Source organism: Streptomyces sp. ISL-12, from assembly GCF_018614415.1.
Lineage (GTDB): Bacteria > Actinomycetota > Actinomycetes > Streptomycetales > Streptomycetaceae > Streptomyces.
In genome coordinates, this window is sequence record NZ_JAGGOO010000201.1 from 1 (window position 1) to 10,189 (window position 10,189).

Consider the following 10,189-nt stretch of genomic DNA (forward strand, 5'->3'; position numbering starts at 1 on the left):
TTCCAACACCAGCGCTACTGGCTCGACGCGCCCGAATCCACGGTCCGTTCCACGGCCGGACTCCTCGCCGCGGACCACCCCCTGCTCACCATGGGCATACCTTTGGCGGACTCCGAAGCCGTGGTGTTCACCGGATCCCTCTCCCCGCACCGGCACGGCTGGCTGCGCGAGCATGTCATCGCCAGTACGGCACTGCTGCCCGGCGCCGCCTGGCTCGACCTGGCGCTGTACGCCGGGGCACAGGTCGGCTGCCACGCCCTGCACGAACTGACCCTGGATACACCCCTGTTGCTGCCCGCTGACAGCGAGGTGGCGGTGCAGATCACCGTCGAAGCGCCCGCCGAGAGCGGCGACCGGGAGATCCGTCTCCACGCCCGGAACAGCGACGACGAACCGTGGACCCGGCACGCGCGCGGCACCCTGAGCCCGAGCCCGGCCCCCGCCGCCGCGCCGCTCGCCCAGTGGCCGCCGGCCGATGCCACGGAGCTGCCGGTGGACGGTGTCTACGACTGGTTCGCCGCCCACGGATTCGAGTACGGCCCCGCCTTCCAGGGCGTACGCCGTGCCTGGCTGCTCGGCGAGGAACTGTACGCGGAACTCGCCCTCGACCCGGAGCAGGAAGCGGCCGCCGCGACGTACGGGATCTACCCGCCGCTGCTGGACGCGGCCCTGCACAGCGCCAAGCTGCCCATGCGCGAGGAGGGCCCGGACCCGCGACTTCCGTTCGAGTTCGGCGGGGTCGTCCGGCACGGCGACGGCATCGCCGCGCGGGTGCGCCTGACCCCGCAGGACACGGACCGGATCTCGGTACGGGCCGCGGACCCGTCCGGACAGCCCGTACTGACCATCGACTCCCTCCACCTGCGCGCTCCGTCGCCGGACACACTGCGCGCGATGCGGTCGCGATCGCTGTACGAGGTCCGGTGGAACCAGCTGCCCGACCCCGTACCGGCGTCCGGCACCGGCCGCTGGATCGCGCTGGGCGACACAGAAGAACTCGGACTGCCCCGGTACGCGGGTCTGGACGCGCTGCGGACCGCTCTCGACTCGGGCACTTCGGCGCCCGACGTGGCGGTGCTGCCGCTCACCCCGTCCGGGACCGGCGCGGCAGCCGTGCACACCATGGTCAACACGGTCCTCGGCATCGCCCAGAACTGGCTGGCCGACGAGCGACTCGCCGGCTCCCGGCTGCTGGTGCTGACCCGGGCGGCGGTGGCGGCCGACGGCAGCGAGGAACTGCCCGACCCGGCGCACGCCGCGGTCTGGGGCCTGCTGCGCTCGGCACAGACCGAACACCCCGGGCGTTTCGTCCTCGCGGACACCGATGGGACCGAGGCATCCGGCCGCGTCCTGCCGGGCGTACTCGCCCTGCACGAACCGCAGTCGGCGCTGCGGGCCGGCACCGTACGTGTCCCGCGACTGACCCGGGCCGCCGGACCGGCCGCCGAGGCCACCGCGAGCACCGCACCCGCCCCGGCCGACGGGACAGTACTCATCACCGGTGCCACCGGAGCGCTCGGCACCCTGCTCGCCCGGCACCTCGTCACCGTCCACGGCGTACGCAAGCTGCTGCTCATCAGCCGGCGAGGCACCGCCCCGGGACTGGTCGAGGAACTCACCGCACTGGGGGCGGAGGCGGACCTTGTGGCCTGCGACGCGGCCGACCGGGAGGCGCTGGCCGAGTTGCTGCGCGGCATCCCCGACCTCACCGCCGTCGTCCACGCGGCCGGAGTCACCTCCGACGGCGTCCTCGCGGCGCTGACCCCGGAGCAGGTGGACATGGTGCTGCGGGCCAAGGCGGACGCGGCGCTCCACCTGCACGAACTGACCCGGGACAGCGACCTGTCCACGTTCGTTCTGTTCTCCTCCGCCGCGGGCGTCCTCGGCACCCCCGGCCAGGCCAACTACGCCGCCGCCAATGCCTTCCTGGACGCACTCGCCGTGCGGCGACGGGCCGGCGGCCTGCCCGCGGTGTCCCTCGCCTGGGGCCTGTGGGACACCGGGACCGGCATGGCCGGCGCACTGCGGCACACCGACCGCGACCGCCTCACCCGCCACGGAATCGCCCCGATGCCCACCACGGAGGCACTGCACCTGTTCGACCTGGCGTGGCGAGGCGAGAGCGCCGCGCTGGTACCGGCACACCTACGCGTCCCGGCCCAGGACATCCCGGTGCTGCTGCGCGAACTCGCCCCCGTGCGCCGCGGGCCCGCGCCCAGCACCGGCCCCGCCGCGGCGCAGGGCTTCGCGGAGCGCCTCGCGGCGGCCGCCCCGCAGGAGCGCACCGCTCTGCTCCTGGACCTGGTGCGCACCCGGGCGGCAGCCACCCTGGGGCTGGCCGGCGGCCACGCCGTCGACCCCGGACGCGGCTTCCTGGACATGGGCTTCGACTCGCTGACCGCGGTCGAACTGCGTAACCGGCTGGCCGAGGCCACCGGGCTGCGACTGCCGACGGCCATGCTCTTCGATCACCCGACCCCGGCCGACCTGGCCGAACGCCTCACGGCCGAACTCGCCCCCGCCGTCCCCGACCGGTTCGCGGAACTCGACCGCCTCGAAGCCGACGCCTCCGGCCTGGACCCCCAGGAGCGCGCCTCGCTCGCCGAGCGGCTGCGCGGTGTAGCCGACCGGCTGGCCGCCCTGGGCGTCGCGGACCGGGTCGACACCGCCACCGACGACGAGATCTTCGACTTCATCGACAACGAGCTCGGAATCTCCTGACTTCCGCACCGCCGCTGGAGGGCGGACTTCATGGCCAACGAAGAAAAGCTCCGCAGCTACCTCAACCGCGTCACCACCGATCTCCACCACACCCGGCAGCGGTTGCGGCAGATGACGGAACCCGTCGCGGTGGTCGCCATGTCCTGCCGCTACCCCGGCGGTGTGCGTGACCCCGAAGGACTCTGGCAACTGCTCGACTCCGGCACCGACGCGGTCTCCGAGTTCCCCACGGGCCGCGGCTGGGACATCGAGGCCCTGTACGACCCCGACCCCGACAAACCGGGACACACCTACACCCGCAACGGCGGATTCCTGCACGACGCCGACGAGTTCGACGCCGCGGCCTTCGGCATCTCACCCCGGGAGGCACTGACCACCGACCCGCAGCAGCGCCTGCTGCTCGAGCTGTCCTGGGAGGCGTTCGAACGGGCGGGCCTGCCCACGACGTCGGTCAAGGGCACCCGCACGGGCGTGTTCGTCGGCGTCATGTACAACGACTACGGGTCCCGGATGCACACCATGCCGGCGGACGTCGAGGGCTACATCGGCAACGGCAGCGCGCCCAGCATCGCCTCGGGACGCATCGCCTACACCTTCGGCCTCGAAGGACCCGCGGTCACCCTGGACACCGCCTGCTCGTCGTCGCTCGTCGCGGTCCACCTCGCCGCCCAGTCGCTGCGCCGCGGCGAATGCGACATGGCGCTCGCCGGCGGCGTGACCGTCATGTCGACCCCCACCACCTTCGTGGAGTTCAGCAGGCAGCGGGCCCTGGCCGCCGACGGCCGCTGCAAGGCGTTCTCCGCCGACGCGGACGGCACCGGCTGGGCCGAGGGCGCCGGTCTGCTCCTCCTGGAGAAACTGTCCGACGCCCAGCGCAACGGACACCGCGTACTGGCCGTGATCCGTGGCGCGGCGGTCAACCAGGACGGTGCCAGCAGCCGGCTCACCGCACCCAACGGGGCGGCCCAGCAACGCGTCATCCGGCAGGCCCTGCAGGACGCCGCGATCGGCCCCGACGGCGTCGACGCCGTCGAGGCGCACGGCACCGGCACCCGGCTCGGCGACCCGATCGAGGTCGAAGCGCTCCTGGCGACGTACGGCGCCGGCCGGGACCGCCCGCTGTGGCTGGGGTCGCTGAAGTCCAACATCGGCCACACCCAGGCCGCCGCGGGCGTCGGCGGCATTATCAAGATGGTGCAGGCACTGCGCCACGAGACCCTGCCGCGGACCCTGCACGTGGACCGGCCGACCTCCGAGGTCGACTGGAGCGCCGGGCGAGTGGAGCTGCTGACGCAGCCGCGGCCCTGGCCGCGGGGGGAACAGCCGCGGCGGGCGGCGGTGTCGTCGTTCGGCATCAGCGGTACCAACGCACACGTCATCCTGGAGGAACCGCCGACCGAGCCGGACCAGCCGCAGGACGTTCCGCGCACGCCGGGACTGGCAGGCACGGAGCCGTGGCTGCTGTCGGCCAGGAGCGCGGACGCGCTGCGCGAGCAGGCCCGCCGCCTCGCCGTGCTGGTGGAGCGCGAGGAGACGGCGAGCCCGGCCGAGATCGGCCACGCACTGGCCACGACCCGCTCGTCCTTCGAACACCGGGCGGCCGTCGTCGGCACCAGCCGCGAGGAGTTCCTCGCGGGCCTGGCCGCGCTCGCCGACGACGCGACGGCCGCCGGCGTCGTGCGGGGCCGCACCTGGCAGGGAAAGGTGGCGTTCGTCTTCCCCGGCCAGGGTTCGCAGTGGCACGGTATGGCGGCCGAACTCCTCGACGCCTCACCGGTGTTCGCGCGACGCATGACCGAGTGCGCCCGGGCGCTCGCGCCGTACACCGAGTGGGACCTGCTGGAGGTCGTGCGCGGCGCGGACAGCGACTGGCTCACCCGCGTGGACATGGTCCAGCCCGCACTGTTCGCGGTCATGGTGTCTCTGGCGGAGCTGTGGCAGAGCCACGGGGTGCGGCCCGCCGCCGTCATCGGGCACAGCCAGGGCGAGATCGCCGCGGCATGCGTCGCCGGAGCGCTGACCCTGGAGGACGCGGCGAAGGTGGTGGCGCTGCGCTCCAAGGCGCTGATCGCGCTCGCCGGCAAGGGCGGCATGCTGTCGGTGGCCCTGCCCGCCGCAGACCTGGGCCCCCTGCTGGAACGCTGGCAGGGACACCTGTGGCTCGCGGCCGTCAACGGCCCCCAGGCGTCCGTGGTCTCCGGGGACCCGGCCGCGCTGAGCGAGCTGGAGACCCACTGCCGCGCCGACGGGGTGCGCACCCGTACCATCCCGGTGGACTACGCCTCGCACTCGGCACACGTCGAGGAGATCCGCGAGCAGCTCTTGGCCGAACTGGCCGACGTGACCCCGTGCCGGGCACCGGTCACCTTCTGCTCGACCGTCACCGGCGGCCCGCTGGATACCGCCGGTCTCGACGCCGGCTACTGGTACCGCAACCTGCGCGCCACGGTCCTCCTGGAGACGGCCACCCGGACCCTGCTCGAACAGGGCTACCGCGTGTTCATCGAGGCCAGCCCGCACCCCGGCCTGACCATCGCCCTGCAGGACACCGCCGCCGAGGCCGGAGCGGACGCCGTCGTCCTGGAGACCCTGCGGCGCCAGGACGGCGGGCCGCGCCGGTTCCTCACCTCCCTGGCCCAGGCGCACGCCTACGGCGTGACGGTGGAATGGGGATACGCGGGAGAGTCCCGGATCGCGCTGCCGACGTACGCCTTCCAGCGGGAGCGGCACTGGCTGGAGGCCCCCGACCCGGCCGTCACGGACGCCGGCTCGCTCGGTGTCTCCCCGCTGGGCCACCCGCTGCTGGCGGCCGCGGTGCCTGCGGCCGGGGGCGGTGAACTCGTGCTCACCGGACAGCTGTCGGCACGAACGCAGACCTGGCTGTCCGACCACCAGGTGGCCGGACGGCACGTCGTGCCCGGCACCACCGTCGTGGAGATGGCGCTGGCGGCCGGCGCGCAGGTCTCCTGCGACACCGTGGACGACCTCACCCTGCGCGCACCGCTGGTCCTGCCCGACGGCGGCGGCCTCCAGGTGCAACTCCGGGTCACGCGGCCCGAGGAGGACCTGACCCGCCGACTGGAGCTGTACGCGCGCCCCGTCGACGCCCCGGCGTGGACCCACCACGCCTCCGCGGTCCTCGCGCCGTCCGCCCCCGCCCCCGACGACGAGCCCGCACCGCCCGCGGCATGGCCGCCGCCGGGCGCCCAGCCCGTCGACGTCACGGGCTTCTACGACGCACTGGCCGAGCGCGGCTACCACTACGGGCCCGCGTTCCGCGGACTGCTCGGCGCGTGGCGGCGCGGCGAGGAACTCCTCGCCGAAGTCGCCCTGGACGCCGCGCAGCGCACCGACGCCGCGTCGTACCTGCTGCACCCCGCCCTCCTCGACGCCGCCCTGCACGTCATCGGGGTGCGGGACGGCGCCGGGCTGCGGCTGCCGTTCGCCTGGAACGGCGTACGGCTGCGGGCCACCGCGGCCACCTCGCTGAGGGTACGGATCACCCCGCGCACAGCGGACAGCTACGCCGTCGAACTGGCCGACGCCGAAGGCACCGTCGGCTCCGTCGAGGAACTCGTGCTGCGCACGGTCGACCCGCGGCAACTGGACACCGGGCGCGGCGGCGACGCACTCCTGCGCGTGGAGTGGACCCCCGTCCCGGTCGCCGGCGTGCCCGCCGCACCGCGGGCCCCGGCGGTGCTCGGGCCGCGCCCGGTGTGGGCGGACACACCCCACTACCCGGACCTGGCCGCCGTACCGCAGGACGCGACCACCGTCGTCGCGGACCTCACCGAGCCGTCGCCCGAGCCCCGCGAGACGGCGTACCGCACGCTCGCCCTGCTGCGGGACTGGCTCGCCGACGAGCGCTTCGGCGATGCCCGACTGGTGCTGCTCGTCGGCCCTCCGGAAGATCCCGCCCACGCTCCGACCTGGGGCATGGTGCGTTCCGCGCAGTCCGAACACCCAGGCCGCTTCACGCTGCTGACCAGTGACGAGGACTCCCTCGACCTGGTGCCCGCCGCCCTGGCGACCGGCGAGCCGCAGCTCGCGCTGCGGGCGGGCACCGTCCTGGCGCCCCGCCTGGCGCGCGGCGCCGCCCCCACGGACCTGGACGTGCCGGCTGGCCAGGAAGGGGCGTGGAGGCTGGACTTCGCCGGCCGCCGGACCTTCGAGAACCTGGCGCTGGTGCCGAACCCCGAGGCGCGCGCCCCCCTCGCCCCTGGACAGGTACGGATCGCCGTCCGCGCGGTCGGGCTCAACTTCCGGCACATCCTCATGACGCTCGGCATGGTGCCCGCCATCGAGGGCCTGGCGGGAGGTGAGGGATCCGGCGTGATTCTCGAGGCCGGGCCCGGCGTCACCGCGTTCGCCCCGGGCGACCGGGTGATGGGTCTGTTCTCCGGCACCGGCAGCGGACCGGTGACCGTGGCCGACCACCGGATGCTCACCGCGATACCGGCCGGGCTCGACTTCGCCCAGGCAGCGGCGATTCCCGTCGTGTACCTCACCGCCTACTACGGGCTGAAGGATTTGGCCGGCCTCGACGCCGGCCAGTCGCTGCTGGTGCACACCGCCGCGGGCGGTGTCGGCACGGCCGCCGTACAGCTCGCCAGGCACTGGGGCGCGGAGGTCTACGGCACCGCAAGCGAGGGCAAGTGGCAGGCGCTGCGGGACCTGGGTCTTGCTCCGGAGCGGATCGCCTCCTCCCGGAACCTCGACTTCGAACACCACCTCATGCGCGCCACCGACGGCCGGGGCGTGGACGTCGTGCTGAACTCGCTGGCCCGGGAATTCGTGGACGCCTCGCTGCGGCTGCTGCCCCGCGGCGGACGGTTCATCGAGATGGGCAAGACGGATGTCCGAAACGCCGACGAGGTGGCCGCCCAGCACCCCGGCGTGCACTATCGGGCCTTCGACATCGCCGAGCCGAGCCCCGAGCGCATCGGGGAGATCCTCGCCGACGTGGCCCGGCTCTTCACCGACGGGGTGCTGCGGCCGTCCCCGCTGACCTGCTGGGACATTCACCAGGCACCGGAGGCGTTCCGCTTCCTCGGACACGGCTGCAACATCGGCAAGGTCGTCCTGACCGTACCGGCGCCGCTGAACCCCGAGGGCACCGTGCTGATCACCGGCGGCCTTGGCACGTTGGGCGCGCTCGTGGCCAGGCACCTGGTCGTCGAACACGGCGTACGGCATCTGCTGCTGACCGGCCGACGCGGCCCGGACACTGTCGGCGCGACCGAACTGCGGGTCGAACTGGAGGGGTTGGGGGCCGACGTGACGATCGTCGCCTGCGACGTCGCCGACCGGGAGGAACTGGCCGCCTGCCTGACCCGCGCCCGAACCCCGCTCACCGCGGTCGTGCACGCGGCGGGAACACTCGACGACGCGTTGCTCGGCACGATGACACCCGGCCACATCGACCGGGTGCTGCGGCCGAAGGCCGAAGCGGCACAGCACCTGCACGAACTGACCCGCACGGCCGACCTGTCGGCGTTCGTCCTGTTCTCCTCAGCCGCGGGAACCCTCGGCGGCCCCGGGCAGGGCAACTACGCCGCCGCGAACGCGTATCTGGACGCCCTGGCCCAGCAGCGCGCCCGACAGGGGCTGCCCGCCACGTCGGTGGTGTGGGGGCTGTGGGCCGAACGCAGCGGCATGACCGGGCACTTGGCGGAAACCGACCTGCGACGGATGAGCCGTGCCGGTCTGCCTCCGCTTGCCTCCGACGACGGGTTGGCCCTCTTCGACGCGGCACTGCGCAGCCCGCGGCCCGTCGCCGTGGCGATCCCCGTCGACCCGGCGCGTGCCGACCCCGAGCAGGTGCCGTCCCTGCTGCGCGGGCTCGTCCGGACGCCCGCCCGGCGCAGCGCAACGACAGCCGCCGGCACGACGGACCGTGCCTCGCTGCGCGCCCGCCTGGACCGGGCACCCGCCGGGGAACGCGGACGCCTGCTGCTCGATCTGGTGCGGGGCGAGGCCGCCGCCGTCCTCGGGCACTCCTCGGCGGCGGCACTCTCCGGCGAACAGAGCTTCAAGGACCTCGGGTTCGACTCGCTGACCGGCGTGGAACTGCGCAACCGGCTCGACGCGGCCGTCGGGCTTCGGCTCCCCGCGACCATGGTCTTCGACCACCCCACGGCCGAGGCCCTGAGCGCGGAACTGCTCTCCCGGATGTTTGCGGACCAACCCGCGGAGCAGCCGGCCGCGCACGAAGCCCGCGAGGTGCTCGACGCTCTCGACGCGTTGGACGGCGACGCGCTCGCCGACGCGCTGAACTCCGACGCGGTCGAGCGGCTGCGGGGTCTGCTGCGCAAGTGGCAGGCGGTCGCCGTAGCCGGTGCACAGAGCGATGTCCAGTCCGCCACCGACGACGAGCTGTTCGACATCCTCGACAGCGAACTCCGCCTCTGACGCCGCGGCGTCCCGCCACCACTCATCCCACAAGGACGGAACGATGACAGAATCGACAGAGCGGGTCGTCGCGGCACTGCGCTCCTCGCTGAAGGAGAACGAACGGCTGCGCCTGGAGAACCAGCAGCTGGCCGAGGCCGCGCACGAGCCGGTCGCGATCGTCGGTATGGCGTGCCGGTTCCCCGGCGGGGTGGACACCCCCGGCGCCCTGTGGGACCTGGTGACGCAGGGGCGCGACGCGGTCGGCGAGTTCCCCACCGACCGCGGCTGGAACGTCGATTCCCTCTGCGACCCCACCGGCCGGACCGCCGGAACGAGTTACGTGGATGTCGGCGGGTTCCTGCACACGGCGGGGGATTTCGACGCGGAGTTCTTCGGGATCTCGCCGCGTGAGGCGCTGGCGATGGACCCGCAGCAGCGGTTGCTGCTCGAGACGTCGTGGGAGGCGCTGGAGTCGGCGGGTGTCGACCCGTCGTCATTGCGGGGCGACCGCACCGGCGTCTACGTCGGCGGCCAGGCGACGGACTACGGCTCGCGTGAGCACGACGTCGCCGAGAGCATGCGCGGCTATCTGATCACCGGCCTCGCCCCCTCCGTGCTGTCCGGGCGTATCGCGTACACGCTGGGCCTTGAGGGTCCGGCGGTCACGGTGGACACGGCGTGTTCCTCCTCGCTGGTGGCCCTGCACCTCGCGGTGCAGGCGCTGCGCCGGGGGGAGTGCGACCGGGCGCTGGCCGGCGGCGTGACCGTGATGGCGAGCCCCATCGCCTTCGTCGAGTTCAGCCGTCAGCGGGGGCTGGCCGCGGACGGCCGGTGCAAGGCGTTCGCGGAGGCGGCCGACGGCACGGGCTGGGCGGAGGGTGTGGGTGTTCTGGTGCTGGAGCGGCTTTCGGAGGCGCGGCGTCAGGGGCACCGGGTGCTGGCGGTGGTGCGTGGTTCGGCGGTGAACCAGGACGGTGCGAGCAATGGTCTGACGGCGCCGAACGGTCCGTCGCAGCAGCGGGTGATCCGGCAGGCGTGGGCGGACGCGGGGGTGTCGGGTGCCGAGGTGGATGTC

At 73.7% G+C, this 10,189-nt stretch carries 3 protein-coding genes; all 3 read left to right on the forward strand.

The window, feature by feature from the left end; all coding sequences use genetic code 11:
* The coding region (locus J7I94_RS37475) for a type I polyketide synthase (RefSeq protein WP_215174789.1) at positions 1 to 2,721 on the forward strand (2,721 nt) is incomplete at its 5' end.
* 30 nt (positions 2,722 to 2,751) lie between these two features.
* The gene (locus J7I94_RS37480; RefSeq protein ID WP_215174790.1) at positions 2,752 to 9,132 is read left to right on the forward strand and encodes a type I polyketide synthase; all 6,381 of its coding nucleotides are present in this window, start codon (positions 2,752 to 2,754) and stop codon (positions 9,130 to 9,132) included.
* Positions 9,133 to 9,175: 43 nt separating this feature from the next.
* Positions 9,176 to 10,189, forward strand: a 1,014-nt coding sequence (locus tag J7I94_RS37485; protein WP_251076322.1) for a beta-ketoacyl synthase N-terminal-like domain-containing protein, incomplete at its 3' end; no start/stop codon positions are given.

What these genes read in the sequence shown, in the direction of transcription:
- J7I94_RS37480 (WP_215174790.1), top strand. Translation starts at nt 2,752, where the DNA reads ATGGCCAACGAAGAAAAGCTCCGCAGCTACCTCAACCGCGTCACCACC.